Genomic DNA, 15,349 nt, shown 5'->3' with positions numbered 1-15,349 from the left:
GAATATAGTCAATAAATTGCCGCTAGGTAATTTATTGACTACTATGTTTTGTTGTACTTTTACGACTTACTTGCTGACATCTTTTTTGTAGCGTCAATAACTACTATGTTTGGAAGTTTTTTATCTACTGTTTCATGTTTATTTTTATAGTCAAACACCTTTTTTATTTGCTTGTCATGCCTATCGTATAGTTGAATAATTAAAAAAATACTTTTATTAGTTTTTTCTGCTTTATCATATATTGGTAATTGAGTTTGAAATCCATGCAATAATCTGTTAGTGGAAAGTTTAATTTCAACATTTATTTTATCATTAAAGCCTTGGCTGATTTTAAAGTCAACAGGACCTCTCCCTGCATCTGATTCTGGACTTAAGTCTAAGTTATTAGTTTCGCAATATGAATGAGCTATTGCAAAAAATAGTAATTGTGAAAATGTTTCATTTTTATGTGTCCCATCACTATTATGAAAAAACTTCCAAAGTCCATTATTTTCAACCATATCTTGAAATTTATTACATATATCATTTACTATTTCAATAGGCTTTTTATTATTGTCTAACTGTAAAGGATACTTGTTGATACTATTTTCTGCTATCTCTTTCCAAATAAAATCTCCATTTGGGTCTTTATCAAAATCATAAAAAGTACTTTTATCTTTATATGTAGCTATAGCTTCTTGAACAAGTTTAGGATTAGCAAGTATGAGTGACTTTAAATTTTGTTTATATAATTTAGAGTTAACCGTGCCTTGGGAAAAACCATCTGCAATAATCTGATTTGCTTTATTTCGTAAGTCTTCATTATGAGAACATACAGTACTTATATCTTCTGAATCAAGAGCAACTGGTAAATCTGTTAATAGTGATTTTGGACAAAATATTATTGGATTATCTTGATAAAAAGGGATTGCATAGTCAATTTTATTATACGAGAACTTATTCGTTTTAATTTTTAATTTTAAAGATACATTTTGTGTATAAGTTAAAAAATCATCTAATAATATAGCAACTGTTATATCGCTAATTCTATCTGCACCTATTCCTTCTTCAAGTAATCCAACCAAATGAAATACTTCAGGATCTTTGATTCCAACTTTTACAAGTTCATAAGCAGTCTGAGTTAATTTTTCTGCTAATTTTGGACCAATACCAGAACCTTTTTTGCTATTTTCTGAATAGCCCAAACCTATATGTCCTACTTCATGTAATCTAAATAATTTTTCAACTTGTCTATATAGCCTATCATTTCCATTTGAGTTGTCTAATAACTTAATAATGTTTTCAAAAAATAATTTGTATTTAGAATAAGATTTTTTAAATTCTGTTATTTGAATATTTTCAAGTTCACTAGGAACTATATAATAAAGTGAATCTTTATTGATAAAGCCATTGAAAACATCATATGTTTTTAAATCTGAAGGTTTTACTTGAAATATATCACTATAAAAATTATTTATCATTTAGTGTTCCTTTTATAGTACAACGTTTGTCGTGAGCAATAATTTTCCCGCTAGGGTAAATTATTGGTCTCCTCGTACTTGTTATGTGTTTGCTAATTCATTTAGATACTTGTTTACTGCTTCTTCTATGCCTTTATTGATTTCAACTTCTGACTTTCCAGTATCTTTTAGTCTTTGTACTGACAATTCATGTATGGCGTCACATACAGTTTCTAAAAATAACCAAATATCAATAAGTTCTTGCGTTACTTTTTTTTGAAGCTCTACATTAAATACAATCGCACCATATTTACGAAAAAAGTGATGTGTAACCCAGTTTCTTTTTTCTAAGGCATTTTTTAATTTTTCTTGTAATGAAATAGGTATATCAAGCGTTTTAAACGCATCTGTTATCAGTCGTCCTAAGGTTTGCTTGTATCGCGTATCCATTAGATCTTGAATGATATTCTTTTCTGGTTTTTCATTCTTTCGGACTGTAACTGCATGCAATGTAACAAGTGAATATTCAAGTGCTTGTGCCTGAAATGTAGCCATTCCTAAAGCAGACATCATTTCTTGTACAGATTTTTCTTCATGCATATTCATTCCTTCACATAACTATTTATTCAAACACATTATATACACACCAACTTAAAAAAATAAAAATAACTTACATGTTAAATGTGTGTTAATTATTAAAATTTGATGAAAAATATGACAAATTACAATATTTTTTAACTTTAGGAGAAAATATACTTATTATTCTTAAATATTTAGTGTGTGTTAAATGTCATATGGAGAAATAACATACAAAAGTGTTTGTTAATTGTTGAAAAAACTACATAACAAACACGATGTAGCTTAAACAAATAAGATTAACAAGGCTAAAGTTATTAGCCCATTAGATTTTTAATTAGTACTTTGTTGGGAAGTGTGCCATAGCCAGCATCTGCATATCTCCAGAGCTATCTCCGTATGCATAAATAGTCTCATACTCATCAAGATTTAGATACTCTTTTATGCGATTGGTTTTCTCTTGTCCATGGCAGTTTGGGGTTAAAAATTTGCCACTGTATTTGCCATCTTCAAACTTTAGTTCAGTGGATAGAAGTTCAATATCATTTTTTCTACACCATGGCTCTAACCAACACTTCATAGAAGCTGAGACTATTACTACTCTTGTGTTGCTCTGTTGATGTTCTTTAAGGATGTTCATTCTCTGCTCATTTATGATTGAGTCAAGTTTATATAGAGAAAAACTTTTTGCTTTAGCTCGAAATAGTGCCTCGTCCATGCCTTTGAAAAATATCTCAAATAAACGTTCTTTTGCTTTTGAGTTTGATATAAATCTTAATTTCCAAAGAGCAAAATTAGGAATGAATTTGAGCATGTTTAGTAGGTATCTATTTTTGCCAACGCTGTATCTTAAAAACTCATCTAAAGAGTCTTTTGTAGTTAGTGTTCCATCAAAATCAAATAAGGCTAGATTCAATTAAAATACCTCTCTTTAAAGTAGCATTTCCCAAGTGGAAGCCACGAAGGGATGTTGTAAAAGTGCTTATTTTGATACTCAAGATATAGTTTTTTATACTCATCATAGTTGAAATCTCTACATTTTGCAGTGTAAAAAGTTGCATCATTTAGCTCGAAACTGCTAAGTTCAGATGAAGAACATACACTTTGTAGTTGCTCTTTTTTTATAGGGCTTTTGTTAAAGATGGTGATATCTTTGCCCTCTAGAGTTCTTACATCTAAGAGTTTATCATCCATACGTCCGTATTTTGAGTTGTTAAAGATGGTATATACCTCTCTTTTGCAGTAGTGAGAAAGAAGAGACGCAGTTGAGTAACCAAGTGTAAAAATCTTCTCATCATCAAAGATTTCAAGCTTTTTACATAAAACCTCTGGCTGGGTATACATAACAATGTCAGAGTATTTTTTATGCTCGCTAAGAAGTGATGGAGGAGTGTTTAAAATACTCATCAAGATAATAATATGAACAGAGGTAAATATAACATTATATTTGAGTAGTTTTTTTAGATGCTTATCATCCATAAAAGTAAAGAGCAAAAAGATATATGGTACAAATATCAAAAACCAGTGAAGGCCTATATTGTTCTTTAAAGAGACTATAAAAAAGATAAAAAATGCAACGCTTAGTATTGATATAAGAAGCTTTAAAAGATTGTTTTTACTAAACTTTGTTTTGTACAAATAGTAGAGTCCCCAAGGGGTTAGTATATATAAAATAAGTCCAAAATATCCTAAGACAGAGCCGATGTTATAGCTACTACTCTGTGTTCTTGCAAAGAAATTAAAGAGTATGTTATTCCAGCAACTGTTATAGTTAAAGTAGAGGTTTTGAGCAATGAAAACAGAGACGATAAATGCGACGATAAGTACGCTCTTTAGGGCTTTGCGACCATATATATAAAACGAGAAAAGAAGTAGAGATATCATTAAAAAAACAGCGAAATATTTACTTAAAAATGCAGCTCCTAAAAAAAGACCAGCCAAGATAGCGTAAGATAAACGTCCTCTCTCTAGTGAGTATAAAAAGAAAAGAGTTCCAAGCGAGCTAAAGAAAAGTAGGGCTACATCGTTTGTCATAAGTACCAGCAGCACATCGATAGGAGAAGCTAAGAAGATAAATGAGACAAGAGCGGCTTTATGCTTTTGTACATGGTAGAGTAGGGCTATTTTATAGATAACATAAGCAGTTACAAAAGTTGTAACGACTGCAAAGAGTCTAAAGAAGATATGCGAATCGCTAAGGAAGCTCATCAGATATATTATCCAGCCAACCATTGGAGGGTGATCATAATAGCCAAAGGATAAATTGTTACCCCACTTTATAAAGTAGGCTTCATCGCCCGTAAGAGGCAACATGATAAGAATGGCTATCTTAAAGATAAAGATACTAAAGAGCCAAAGGAGCTCTTTTTGATAACTTCTAATCATATGCTCATTTTCTTAAATATGAACTCTGGGATATGCTTGATTATGAGCATAATAAACATCCAGATAGACTTTGTATATATGATGTTTCGCCCACGCTGTTGTGCTTTAAATATATCTTCAGCCACGTCCTCTGGCTGTGCTGTTAGGTTTTTAGGCAAATCAAGTGATTCAGTCATTTTTGTATTTACAAATCCTGGTTTTACAGTTAAAACACTCACGCCACTCTCATAAAGTCTGTTTCTTAAACCACTCAAATACGCAGAAAAACCAGCTTTTGCACTTCCATAGATATAGTTTGTTTTTCTTCCTCTATCACCTGCAACTGAACTGATTCCAACTATAAAACCGTGTCTCTCTTTTTCAAAATCATTTGCAACTATATTTAAGATACTAAGTGCGCCTGTGTAGTTTACGTTTATGGTTTGTAGCGTCTTGCTCCAGTCATTTTGCGCTACTTTTTGCTCACACATAAAACCAGCTACAACTATTACGCCAAGAGGTCTCTTCTTTAGTGAAGTGTAAAACTTCTCATGAGTCTCAAAGGCAGTTATATCAAACTCTACTAGCTCAACATCAACTCCACTTCTTACTTCAATGTCTTGTTTTAAATCCTCTAGGGTTGAAGCCTCTCTTGCCGCTAAGTAGAGGTTGTAACCATTTTTTGCATATACACGTGCTAACTCTTTTGCCATGTCGCCTTTTGCGCCTAGTATTAAAACATAACTCATATTTGAACCCTTTTTGATTGTAGTGAATTTAATTTTTTATCCATTTTATGCTCTTTTCTGTATGCTCTAAACTTCTCTATTTGAGGATAACCTTTCTCAAATGTCTCTTTACTTACACGCACATCTTTTGTGAGGTAGATTCTTCCACCGTGTCTTATAACTACTTCATCAAGCGCATCTAAAAGCTCAAATAGCCCGCGCTCTATCTTAAAATCAAGTGCTAAAGAGTAGCCTTCAAGAGGAAATGAGAGGTAGTTTTTATTCTCTTTGCCATAAAGTTTTAAAACAGCCAAAAATGAGCCTTTTCCTGAAGCGGAAATCTTAGTAAGTATCTCTTTTAAACCCTTGTAACTCTGCTCTTTAGGAAGTATAAACTGATACTGTGTAAACCCACCACTTCCATAGATTTTATTCCAATCTCCAATGGCATCAAGTGGATAGAAAAAAGTATCGATATCTACTTTTTGCTTTGAGATACCATCTTTTGCCTTTGCGTAGTAAAGATAGTTAAACGCCTTTACGCTTAGTGTATTTAGCGCAAATGAGGGGAAGTTAAATGGAATGGTTAGCTTCTTTTTACTTTTATACTCTAAGTTGCCATCATCTGCAAAATCTCCAACCATAAGCAGACATTTTCCAATATCTTTATCCTTGGCTAAACAGTCTATCCAAGCCACAGAATAGGGCTTTTCCTTATTATTTTCAAACGCTTCAAATGTCTCTTTTAAGTTTTTTGTCTTGATAGTTGTTTGATTTATATTTTTAGAGTTTATCTTCTTTAGCGATATCTTTGCACTTAGTATTACGCCAGTTAAACCCATGCCGCCACATGTAGCTAAAAACAGCTCATCGCCTCTTTTACAGCTCTTTATTTTGCCATCAACACCCATGATAGTAAACTCTTCAACGCACTCACTAAAACAGCCTTCAACATGATGATTTTTACCATGAACATCACTAGCAATCGCTCCGCCTAAAGTTATAAGTTTTGTTCCAGGAGTTACTTTTAAAAACCATCCACGACTAACAAAGGCTTCTAGTATCTCGCTTAGAAGTACACCAGCTTGAGCATGCAATATCCCTTTTTTATCATCAAAAGATAAAAAATTGTTGTAAGGTTTTGCGTAGATGATATTGTCGTTCAGTGCACTATCTCCATAGCTTCTGCCATTTCCATAAGGTATAAACTCATCTGTCTCTTTTATGTATGAAGAGAGGCTTTTCTCATCTCGAAGAGTAAATATTTTGTTTTGTATGTTTGGAAACATTCCCCAACTAAGCAGACTCATAACTAATCCTTAAAGACAAATTTTTTATCTAGAAAATACTTTACAACGTATCCGATGCTAAGGCCTATAACAGCACCTATGTATTTTGCATTTTCATTCACAAACAGAGCATCAAAGCTGATCTCAAAACCCCAAAAGATAAAAGTTGTAAAGAGTCCCATCAAAGAGTATAGAAAAAACTTCCGTCCATCATCACGTTTGCTCTTTGGTGTGTGAAAAAAGATGTACTTTTTATCTAATATATATTTTAAAACTAAACCAGCGACAGTACCGATAAACATTGCAACATAGAGCGATAAAAAGCCACCGTAGAGCATAAAGCTAAGGTACTGAAAAAGTATATTTAGCGCAGTTGAGAGAACTGCAAATAGTATATATCTAAGTGCAATCATATAAGTTTTGTAACTACCAAAAAGCTAATGAGCCAAAAGAGTATAGTGACTTTTAAAAAAGTATCTTTTATTACGATTTTACTCGGACTACCGCTATCTTGTTCTACAAAAGTTATCTGCATATATCTAAGTATGCCAAGGACTACAAAAAATGAGGTTAGATAGAGATACTCTGTTCCGATTCGCTCAATTACCTCAGGAGAAATTGTGTACTGTATGTAGCTAACAACCACAACACCAGCCATAAGAACCATAGCCGCATTTACAAACTCAAGGTTATATCCATCTATGTTTTTTCTAGTCTCTTGACCCTCAAGGGAAAGGAGCACGTCATCTCTTCTTTTTGCTAAAGCTAAAAATATAGCAAGAAGAAAAGTCATAAGGATAATCCACATAGAGAGGTTTATGTCTGTTACAACAGAACCCGCAAAGAGTCTCAAAACAAAGCCTGTAGCGATTATAAATATATCTAAAATAGCAATATGTTTTAGTTTTGTTGAGTATGAAATATTTAAAATAAAGTAGATTAAAAGAACAATAAAAAGCTTAAAACTAAGTACAAGCGATAGAGATAAAGATGTGAGTGATAATACTAATATAAGTGATTTTGCTCTCTTTGTTGAGACTGCTCCACTTGCAATTGGGCGATATTTTTTAGTTGGATGGGCTCTATCTTCATTTATATCCATAAGGTCGTTAAAGATATAAACGCTACTTGCTAGAAGAGAAAAAAGAACAAATGTTATAAGAGTATAGATGTTGTCGTGAGCGTCCATGTAAGAGAACGAAAAGAGCAGTGGCATAAATATAAAAAGGTTCTTTATATATTGATGGACTCTAAATAATTTAAAAATCTCTACCAAAATTTCTCCTATTAATTTAAGCCAAATTATAACACTTTAGTTATAAATGTAACCAAAAAAGTATAAAGTGAGATAATTGGCTCTTGTATAAAAGAGTTATTAAAGTAAGGGAATGTATAATTTTTTAAAATACAAATCTATATGATAAATTGGGTAAATAATAATGTCAAGTAAGTATATTTCAATTGATAAAAACATCATTAAAGAAGGTCTTTATTATGATTTTGATATCTTTTTTTCGTTAGAGTCTAAAACAGATATAAAGTGTTGTATAAGTAAGGGTTTTGTTATAGCTTGCGAGAACAAAACAGAGTTACAAAATGCAGAATTGATCTTTGTAGTTGATTCTGAGTATATTGAGTATAAAAAATACTATAAAACATATCTTAATTCTATAGTTAAAAGTAAGAACGTTAGTTTTGAAGCAGAATCTAAAATATTATACAAGAACGCTTCAGAAAAGTTACTTGAGTTCTTTGACAATCCAGAAGACATTACTAACTATGATTGCATCAAAAAAATAGTAGGTGATATTGTTGGAACAGTAGCAGATGAAAAGTTTAGAGTAAAGTCGTTGATGAGTGAAGCAACAAGTGAATACTATGTCCATACGCACTCTTTAAATGTGGCTATTTACTCTTTGTGTCTAGGTACTTGCATTGGACTTGGCAAAGATGAACTTCATGAACTTGGTGAATCTGCAATGTTGCATGATATAGGAAAAATTAAAATTGATTCTAATATTATAGATAAAAATACAAAGTTAACAAAAAAAGAGTTTGAAGAGGTAAAGAAACACGCTCTCTTTGGGTATGAGATGGCAAAAAAAATTGGTATAAAAAATGAAAATATTCTAGCTGGTATAATATATCATCATGAAAAGATTGATGGGAGTGGTTATCCTTGCGGACTTAAAGAAGAAGATATTCCTCTTTATGCTCGTATTATAAGCATATGTAGCATTTTTAACGCAATAACAAGCAAAAGAACATATAGAGATGCTATGCTTACTTTTGATGCCCTAAAGCTGATGAAACTTCAAATGAAGGATTATTTAGATTCTAAATTGATAAATAAATTTATAGAGATATTTAAATAAAAAAAGGAGAAATTATGAGTAAAGTTTTAGTACCTCTAGCAGATGGATTTGAAGAGATAGAGGCGATTAATATCATAGATGTTTTAAGACGAGGCGGGATTGAAGTTATCATGGCTTCCCTTGGTAGCAAAAAAGAGGTTAAGGGTGCACACGGCGTTAACGTTTTAGCTGATGTAGAGATAAAGAGTGTTGATGTATCTACTCTTGATATGATAGTTCTTCCTGGAGGATGGGAGGGAACTTTGGCCCTAAAAGATGATGAAAATGTTCAAAAAATCCTCAAAACTATGGACAAGGATAAAAAATTAATAGGTGCAATTTGTGCAGCACCGCTAGCACTTCACAGTGCTGGAGTTCTCAAGCATAACTATACATGTTATCCAACGATTGAAAAAGAGATAAGAGAAGATGGCTTTAGCGATAAAGAGATGGTTGTCGAAGATGCTAATGTTATGACATCACGCGGACCTGCTACAGCTATCTGTTTTGGTCTGCAAATAGTTAAAAAGCTTGCAGGCAAAGAGAAGTATCAAGAGGTAAAGAGCGGACTTCTGGCAACTTACTGTCAATAAATTTACGCTATTTTTTTGTATAAAGTAGTGTAAATTTATTTCTCGAAAAACAAAGTTTTTCGTAGCTTCAGGGGGTTGGAAGGGACATTTGTCCCTCCCACTAAAACGGACGAGTTCGTTTTAGTGTGTATGATAAAATAGAAGGTTTTTAAGAGATTTTTGCTCATCAAAATTTGCAAATTCTTTTACGTTATCAAGCCTTCTTACAAAGCTAAACTCAGGTGCGAACTCTTTAAAGAGGTTGATAACAAACTCACAATCTAGCTCAGTTGAGTTTAGGCATGCTAATACCAAGCAATCATCTGAGGCGATTTGAGAGAGTTTTTTTACAATCTTTTCATAATCTTTGCTCGCTTCAAAACTGCCTCTCTGGAAGGTCGGTGGATCTATGATGATGAGGTCGTATGGAGAGTTTTGTTTTATTTTTGAGAATGATTTTAGTATGTTGTGTGGTAGATAACTAACACCTCTTGGCTCTATTTTATTTAGATGATGATTTGCTTCACCGATGGATAAAGATGCTTTGCTCATGTCTATGTTTGAAACGCTTTGTGCGCCCCCTAGTTTTGCTGCCACGCTAAATGCGCATGTATAACTAAAGAGATTTAACACTTTTTTATCCTTAGCGTTTTCTCTCACAAATGCTCTGCCATTTTTCATATCTGCAAAGTAGTAACTGTTTTGATTTGAGAGAAGATTTAGTTTGAACTTCATTCCATTCTCAAGCGCATAAAGATTCTCATCAAGTTCACCTATTAAAACCTCACCAACAGAGCCTTTTTCATAACGTCTTTGCACTACCAAAGTTTTATATCTGGAGGTGGTTATAAATTCTTTTAGCATCAAAAGAAGTTCTTCTTCAGCCTCATCTTTAATAAAAAGAGCAACACTTAGTACTTCATCAATAGAGTCGATTGTTAGGTACTTAAACCCATCATAAATTCCACCTCTGCCATGAAAAAGTCTCTTAAACTCCTCACTCACATCTTTTGAGCTTTCTCTTAGTAAAATTCTTAACTCTTCAATACTCATTTTTATCCAATAGTTTTTGATTAATAACTCTTATAAATTGTATAATTTTAACTATTTATTGAATAAAAGGCAAAATTTGAACAAAAGAGTAGTTGTTATTGGCGGTGGTTATGGTGGACTTCGCGCTATAGAGTTTTTAGCGCAGCAGAGTGACATTGATGTAACACTGATTGATAAACACCCATATCACTACCTACAAACCGAAGCCTATGGGTATATAGCTGGTAGATTTGATCTGCATGATGTTGTTATTGATTTGCAAGATTGGTGTGGTGGTTTTAAGAAAAAGGTTACATTTGTTTGCGATAGTGCAAAAAATATTGATTTTGAATCACAAAGTGTTGAAGTGTGTAATGGAGTAATATCTTATGATTATCTCATAATAGCAACAGGTGCTAAAACAAACTTTTTCTCTTTTATAGAGGGATTAAGAGAACATAGTTTTGGTGTTAAAAGCCTTGATAGAGCGCATAACTTTAGAGTAGAGTTTGCAAACCTAATATATAAAAAATTACAAAACGAAGAGATGCAAGAGATAAATCTTGCAATTGGTGGAGCAGGGCTTAGTGGTGTTGAAGTTGCAGCTGAGATGGCAAAGGTATTAGAGGTCTATAAAAAGACGATAGGCTGTAGTGTAAATAGTATAAAGATACATCTAATAGACGCAAGCAAGACTATCTTACCGGGGATGAGTGACTTTTTGATAAAGAGTACGCACAAAAGACTAGAAGCTTTGGGAGTAAATATTTTAACAAACGCTTTTATACAGAGAATGGATGAAGATTTTATCTATTTTAAAGATCAAGATGCTCTAAAGTACCACTTTATGATATTTACAGGTGGTATAAAGGCATCTGATTTGAATGATACTGTTGATGTGCAAAAAAATAGAATTTCTCAATTCATTCCAGACAAGATGCTAAATATTGGAGAAAAAAAGAATGTATTTGCCATTGGTGATTGTGTAGAGATACGTGATGGTTCAGGTTGTATGCTACCTCCAACAGCTCAAACTGCTGAGAGAAGTGCTGAGTATGTCGCAGAATCTATCCGTAAAAGAATTGACAATAAAAGCATAAAACCATTTGACGCTAAAGTTCTTGGAGTCTTTATCGCTCTTGGAGGACGCTGGGCAAGTGGGGAACTCTTTGGTGTGATAAAAGTAAAAGGATATAGCGCGTATCTGCTAAAAAAAGCTATAACATACGCTTACCATTTAGGGCTTCGTCTTAGAATTAATACGGGATATAAAAATAGGATAAAAAATCCATAAATTTTTATATCTTCTCCCAAAAACTCCCATGTGGAGTATCCATAAGGTTTACTCCATAAGCTAAAATCTCATCTCTTAATGCATCAGAAGCTGCAAAATCCTTTACTTTCTTTGCCTCATCTCTTTTTTGTATAAGTGCTTTTATCTCTTCTTTTATCTCTTCATCAACACCAAATTGAAAGTGCTCATAAGGATTTTTAACGCCAAAACCAAGTAGCTTTTTTATATAAGCGAGGTTTGAGAGAGTTTCGCGTTTTAGCTCTTTATGTTTGCCTGGAGTATCTAGTGTCTCATTTGCACGAGTTATCATCTCATCAATGAGAGCTAGTGATGCAGAGATATTAAGGTCATCATTAAGAGCCGCTAGTAACTCTTCTTGAAAATCTGTTTTTTCATCCTCATGAGTCATATCAAAGAGTCTTTTTTTAAGTCGGTAGATTTTATCAAGGCGTTTTTTTGCAGTTGCTAAATCTTCTTCGTTAAAGTTAAAGTTACTTCTATAGTGAGTGCTAAGGAGATAAAAACGTAAAACCTCTCCATCATATATTTTTAGAGCGTCCTTTAGAAAAAAACTGTTTCCTAAACTCTTACTCATTTTTTGACCATCAATGTTAACAAAACCGTTATGCATCCAATACGCAGCTAATGCGTGGTTAGTTCCACATCTAGTTTGTGCCGCTTCGTTTTCATGGTGAGGAAAAAGCAGATCAGCTCCACCACCATGAATATCCACAGCGAACTTTGCTTCAGGTTTGCTCAAGTGCTTTTCTATCATAGCAGAACACTCCAAATGCCACCCTGGACGGCCTTTGCCAAAAGGGGAGTCAAAAGTTATGCTATCGTCTTTTACGCTCTTCCAAAGTGCAAAATCAGCAGGATTTTTTTTATGCGAGGAGCTCTCAACACGTTGGAGTTTTTCACTCTCATCTTGAACTCTTTTTGAAAGAGTTAGATAATCGCTATCGCTTGAAGTATCAAAATAGACATCTCCATCATCTGTTTTATAAGCATGTTTGTTATCAAGAAGCTTTTGTATAAGAGCGTACATAGCATCAAGTGATTCTGTTGCTTTTGGCTCTATATCTGGGCGTTTTACACCAAGAAGCGCCATCTCTTTATGATAAGCATCTGTATAAAAATCTGTAATCTCTTTTATGGTTTTGTTTTGCTCTACTGCTTTGTTTATGATTTTATCATCTATGTCTGTTATGTTTCTTGCGTAAGTTACTTCATAACCATTTGCACTCAGTACTCTTGATAAAAGGTCAAAAACTAAAGCACTCTTAGCATGTCCTAAATGAGCATCATCATAAACAGTTGGACCACAGACATAAAGACTAACTTTACCTTCTACTTGAGGTATAAACTCTCTTTTTGTTTTTTTGGCTGAATCGTAAAGTGTCATTTATTTATTTCCTTTTTAAAAACCAGTTATCATAAAATCAACAGCTGCTATTATTTCATCTCTTTTATCTTCTACACAGCAGACAAATGAGCCTAAGTTATCTTTTGATATACCTGCTAACTCAGCTGTTGACATAGTTAGAGTTAGAGAGTTGATTTCAAATTGTGGGTTTAATATTTTTGCAGGTTTCATGTTTAAAACCAAAGGTATAACCACTCTTGTTGATAAACTCTTTAGTAAATCATTTTGAATGTCAAGTAAAAATGGTATATCTTCATTTGTTTTAAGGTTTGGATTTGTATATACATCAAACTGAGCCATTAAAAACTTCTCATATCATCACCAAAGAGACCATTTTTAGCAACTCTTTTATTATAACTATTAATTGAAGTTTTGTTTTTGTCTTCCCAGCTCTTCATCTCTTGCTCTTTTATAAGTTCTATAAGAGTTTTTTCTAAAGAGTTAGAGATATTTATCTGAAGCTCTTTTGCTTTTTTAAGTAAGTCAGAATTAATACTAAGATTAGTAGCTTTTTTCTTTGCTTCTGAATTATAAAGTATTGTCATTTTTGTCTCCTATGTGTATAGATAATGTGTATGATTATATCACATATAGATAATTTATAAAATATAATTAGTTTATTCTATTTGATAAGATGCTATAATGACAATATTCTGTCATAAAGGTTTAAAAATGCAAGCTATAAATTATACAAATGCTAGGAATAATTTAAAAAGTATTATAGATGATGTGTGTGACAATAATAAAGAAGTTATTGTAACTACTAAGGGTGAAAAGTCGGTAGTAATTATTTCACTTGATGAATATAATGCTACACATGCAAAAATAAAACAAGATATAAAAATAGCACTCAAAGAGATAGAAAGAGGCGAGTTTATGGATATTGATGATGCTTTTGAAGTAGCTAAAAAATCGTATCGTGTATAAAATTAATTTCTCTAAAGTAGCTCTGAAAAATTTAGTTGAACAAGCTAAATATATTTATGAACAAACTAAAAGTGAAGAGTTAGCAGATAGATACTTAGATAAGATGAAGAGTTATATCGTAGGTACTTTGCAAAATTTTCCAAAATCAGGAAGAGCCACAGAAGAGCTAGCTGCTGATAGCAGAAAATTAGTCTATCAAGGCTACTCAATCATATATAAAATAATAGGTAATGAGATAAATATATTGATTATTTTTAGGGAAAACTTACCTAAATTTTAATACTTTATCAAATATAAACACTGATAAAATCCTTGAAAATCATAAGTAAAATTATTAAAACAAAAGAACCAGCAAGAAGATAGATAGCTTTTTTATCTTTAAGTATATCAAAAAACTCTTTTACACCAAAAGCTTTGATAGTCATTACAAAGCCTATAAAACCGCTAATTGTCCCAGCAAGTGCTAAACCAGCTGCTCCTAGAGGAGTAATGAGAAGTAGTGCAAATGCTATATAAAAAACAAGAGAGAATGTTGCAATTTTTGCTGCATGAAGCTGTCGCTCATTTGCATATAACCAAAGTAAAAAAAGCTTTTGAAGGCCAAGTGGTAGCAGTCCTATCATATACATCTGAAGCACATAAGAGCTAATAAGTGTATCTTTTGCCACAAATGAGCCTCTCTCAAATAAAAGCCAAATAATCTCTTGTGAGAGTATATATCCGCCAATAGTACTTGCACTGAGTAAAGCGGCTAAAAACCAAAATGCTTTTTGCATATAGTGTCTAGCTTTTTGCTCATCATTGTTTTTTATATATCTTGCGATTGAGGGAAAGAGTGCTATTGAAGTGGCTATTGCAAAAAGAGCTAGAGGGAGTTGAAATATACGATTTGCGTAGTAGAGATAACTGATAGAACCAGTTGCTAAAAATGAAGCTAAAAAGGTATCTAAAAAGGCACTAACTTGTGGTGTTGAGTTTCCCCACATTGCAGGAAAAAACTGCTTTTTAAATCTTTTGCTCTCCTCTTTTATGAGGTGTGATTTTTCTCTTAAGTATTTAAACCCGCCAACTAAAGGTTTAAAAAGCCCTAGATTATAAAGAGCTATGATATGCACGATAAGCTGTAAAATACCGCCAATAACTACACCAAAGCTAAGATAATAGACTATATCGCTTTGGCTTTTATCTTCACTAAGCAGTAACGCTATTATGAGCGAGATATTTAAGAGTGCCGTAGAAAATGCTGTTGTAGCAAAGTGGCGTTTGTACTGAAGCATAGTGCTTAAAAAAGTAACCCCAAAGATAAGAGGTAAGTACCAAAAGTTTATAGCAACAAATGGGGCTGATA

The 15,349-nt window shown here is 32.8% G+C and carries 18 protein-coding genes; 5 read left to right on the top strand and 13 right to left on the bottom strand.

The features are described 5' to 3' along the window. Positions 1-59: 59 nt before the first annotated feature. From PHI38_RS00555 to PHI38_RS00520, 8 genes are all read right to left on the bottom strand, one after another. Positions 60-1,460 carry a hypothetical protein gene (locus PHI38_RS00555; RefSeq protein WP_299851273.1) on the bottom strand — a complete coding sequence of 467 codons (1,401 nt, stop codon included), beginning with the start codon at positions 1,458-1,460 and terminating at the stop codon, positions 60-62. An 81-nt stretch (positions 1,461-1,541) separates the two neighbouring features. Then, positions 1,542-2,039: a hypothetical protein gene (locus tag PHI38_RS00550; protein ID WP_299851270.1), complete on the bottom strand. Its 498-nt coding sequence runs from the start codon at positions 2,037-2,039 to the stop codon at positions 1,542-1,544. Positions 2,040-2,352: 313 nt separating this feature from the next. After that, positions 2,353-2,931, bottom strand: a complete 579-nt coding sequence (locus PHI38_RS00545; protein WP_299851267.1) for an HAD family hydrolase — start codon at positions 2,929-2,931, stop codon at positions 2,353-2,355. Next, positions 2,928-4,400, bottom strand: coding sequence for a glycosyltransferase family 39 protein (locus PHI38_RS00540; protein WP_299851264.1), 1,473 nt, complete (start codon positions 4,398-4,400; stop codon positions 2,928-2,930). The genes PHI38_RS00545 and PHI38_RS00540 overlap by 4 nt, the downstream gene beginning before the upstream one ends. After that, entirely contained in the window at positions 4,397-5,128 is a 732-nt protein-coding gene (locus PHI38_RS00535) for an SDR family oxidoreductase (protein WP_299851260.1), read from the bottom strand. Before PHI38_RS00535 ends, PHI38_RS00540 begins: the two co-directional genes overlap by 4 nt. After that, positions 5,125-6,417 (bottom strand): FAD-binding oxidoreductase, encoded by a 1,293-nt coding sequence (locus PHI38_RS00530; protein ID WP_299851257.1) that lies wholly within the window; start codon positions 6,415-6,417, stop codon positions 5,125-5,127. Before PHI38_RS00530 ends, PHI38_RS00535 begins: the two co-directional genes overlap by 4 nt. Before the next feature lie 2 nt (positions 6,418-6,419). Further along, the gene (locus PHI38_RS00525; protein WP_299851254.1) at positions 6,420-6,809 is read right to left on the bottom strand and encodes a GtrA family protein; all 390 of its coding nucleotides are present in this window, start codon (positions 6,807-6,809) and stop codon (positions 6,420-6,422) included. Further along, entirely contained in the window at positions 6,806-7,672 is an 867-nt protein-coding gene (locus PHI38_RS00520; protein WP_299851251.1) for a UbiA prenyltransferase family protein, read from the bottom strand. The genes PHI38_RS00525 and PHI38_RS00520 overlap by 4 nt, the downstream gene beginning before the upstream one ends. Before the next feature lie 163 nt (positions 7,673-7,835). On the opposite strand from PHI38_RS00520, the gene PHI38_RS00515 reads away from it, so the two are divergent. After that, positions 7,836-8,771, top strand: coding sequence for an HD-GYP domain-containing protein (locus tag PHI38_RS00515; protein WP_299851248.1), 936 nt, complete (start codon positions 7,836-7,838; stop codon positions 8,769-8,771). 14 nt (positions 8,772-8,785) lie between these two features. Next, positions 8,786-9,343: a DJ-1 family glyoxalase III gene (locus PHI38_RS00510; RefSeq protein WP_299851244.1), complete on the top strand. Its 558-nt coding sequence runs from the start codon at positions 8,786-8,788 to the stop codon at positions 9,341-9,343. A 120-nt stretch (positions 9,344-9,463) separates the two neighbouring features. On the opposite strand, the gene PHI38_RS00505 is transcribed toward PHI38_RS00510, so the two are convergent. Further along, positions 9,464-10,375, bottom strand: a complete 912-nt coding sequence (locus tag PHI38_RS00505) for a class I SAM-dependent methyltransferase (protein WP_299851241.1) — start codon at positions 10,373-10,375, stop codon at positions 9,464-9,466. A gap of 76 nt (positions 10,376-10,451) precedes the next feature. Between PHI38_RS00505 and PHI38_RS00500 the strand changes: the two genes are divergently transcribed. After that, positions 10,452-11,648: an FAD-dependent oxidoreductase gene (locus PHI38_RS00500; RefSeq protein WP_299851238.1), complete on the top strand. Its 1,197-nt coding sequence runs from the start codon at positions 10,452-10,454 to the stop codon at positions 11,646-11,648. 4 nt (positions 11,649-11,652) lie between these two features. Here the strand turns inward: PHI38_RS00500 and cysS are convergent, their stop codons facing one another. The 3 genes from cysS to PHI38_RS00485 are packed head-to-tail and all read right to left on the bottom strand — an operon-like array spanning position 11,653 to position 13,619. Continuing rightward, positions 11,653-13,053, bottom strand: coding sequence for a cysteine--tRNA ligase (gene cysS / locus PHI38_RS00495; RefSeq protein WP_299851235.1), 1,401 nt, complete (start codon positions 13,051-13,053; stop codon positions 11,653-11,655). Between the two features lie 15 nt (positions 13,054-13,068). Beyond that, positions 13,069-13,374, bottom strand: coding sequence for a CcdB family protein (locus tag PHI38_RS00490; RefSeq protein ID WP_299851232.1), 306 nt, complete (start codon positions 13,372-13,374; stop codon positions 13,069-13,071). Then, positions 13,374-13,619: a type II toxin-antitoxin system CcdA family antitoxin gene (locus tag PHI38_RS00485; RefSeq protein ID WP_299851229.1), complete on the bottom strand. Its 246-nt coding sequence runs from the start codon at positions 13,617-13,619 to the stop codon at positions 13,374-13,376. The genes PHI38_RS00490 and PHI38_RS00485 overlap by 1 nt, the downstream gene beginning before the upstream one ends. Positions 13,620-13,746: 127 nt before the next feature. Here PHI38_RS00485 and PHI38_RS00480 point away from each other — a divergent pair, with 127 nt between their 5' ends. Together PHI38_RS00480 and PHI38_RS00475 are read left to right on the top strand one after the other, a co-directional pair. Further along, entirely contained in the window at positions 13,747-14,001 is a 255-nt protein-coding gene (locus tag PHI38_RS00480; protein ID WP_299851226.1) for a type II toxin-antitoxin system Phd/YefM family antitoxin, read from the top strand. Further along, positions 13,994-14,281 (top strand): type II toxin-antitoxin system RelE/ParE family toxin, encoded by a 288-nt coding sequence (locus PHI38_RS00475; protein ID WP_299851223.1) that lies wholly within the window; start codon positions 13,994-13,996, stop codon positions 14,279-14,281. Before PHI38_RS00480 ends, PHI38_RS00475 begins: the two co-directional genes overlap by 8 nt. 7 nt (positions 14,282-14,288) lie before the next feature. Here the strand turns inward: PHI38_RS00475 and murJ are convergent. Then, positions 14,289-15,349: murein biosynthesis integral membrane protein MurJ (murJ, locus tag PHI38_RS00470; protein WP_299851220.1), on the bottom strand; the 1,061-nt coding region annotated here is incomplete at its 5' end.

The sequence above is a fragment of the Sulfurimonas sp. genome, from assembly GCF_028694895.1.
In the GTDB taxonomy this organism is placed as follows: Bacteria; Campylobacterota; Campylobacteria; order Campylobacterales; family Sulfurimonadaceae; genus Sulfurimonas.
This window is presented reverse-complemented; position numbering and strand designations above follow the sequence as displayed.

What these genes read in the sequence shown, in the direction of transcription:
- PHI38_RS00555 (WP_299851273.1), bottom strand. Translation starts at nt 1,460, where the DNA reads ATGATAAATAATTTTTATAGTGATATATTTCAAGTAAAACCTTCAGAT.
- PHI38_RS00550 (WP_299851270.1), bottom strand. Translation starts at nt 2,039, where the DNA reads ATGCATGAAGAAAAATCTGTACAAGAAATGATGTCTGCTTTAGGAATG.
- PHI38_RS00540 (WP_299851264.1), bottom strand. Translation starts at nt 4,400, where the DNA reads ATGATTAGAAGTTATCAAAAAGAGCTCCTTTGGCTCTTTAGTATCTTT.
- PHI38_RS00535 (WP_299851260.1), bottom strand. Translation starts at nt 5,128, where the DNA reads ATGAGTTATGTTTTAATACTAGGCGCAAAAGGCGACATGGCAAAAGAG.
- PHI38_RS00530 (WP_299851257.1), bottom strand. Translation starts at nt 6,417, where the DNA reads ATGAGTCTGCTTAGTTGGGGAATGTTTCCAAACATACAAAACAAAATA.
- PHI38_RS00525 (WP_299851254.1), bottom strand. Translation starts at nt 6,809, where the DNA reads ATGATTGCACTTAGATATATACTATTTGCAGTTCTCTCAACTGCGCTA.
- PHI38_RS00515 (WP_299851248.1), top strand. Translation starts at nt 7,836, where the DNA reads ATGTCAAGTAAGTATATTTCAATTGATAAAAACATCATTAAAGAAGGT.
- PHI38_RS00510 (WP_299851244.1), top strand. Translation starts at nt 8,786, where the DNA reads ATGAGTAAAGTTTTAGTACCTCTAGCAGATGGATTTGAAGAGATAGAG.
- PHI38_RS00505 (WP_299851241.1), bottom strand. Translation starts at nt 10,375, where the DNA reads ATGAGTATTGAAGAGTTAAGAATTTTACTAAGAGAAAGCTCAAAAGAT.
- cysS (WP_299851235.1), bottom strand. Translation starts at nt 13,053, where the DNA reads ATGACACTTTACGATTCAGCCAAAAAAACAAAAAGAGAGTTTATACCT.
- PHI38_RS00490 (WP_299851232.1), bottom strand. Translation starts at nt 13,374, where the DNA reads ATGGCTCAGTTTGATGTATATACAAATCCAAACCTTAAAACAAATGAA.
- PHI38_RS00485 (WP_299851229.1), bottom strand. Translation starts at nt 13,619, where the DNA reads ATGACAATACTTTATAATTCAGAAGCAAAGAAAAAAGCTACTAATCTT.
- PHI38_RS00480 (WP_299851226.1), top strand. Translation starts at nt 13,747, where the DNA reads ATGCAAGCTATAAATTATACAAATGCTAGGAATAATTTAAAAAGTATT.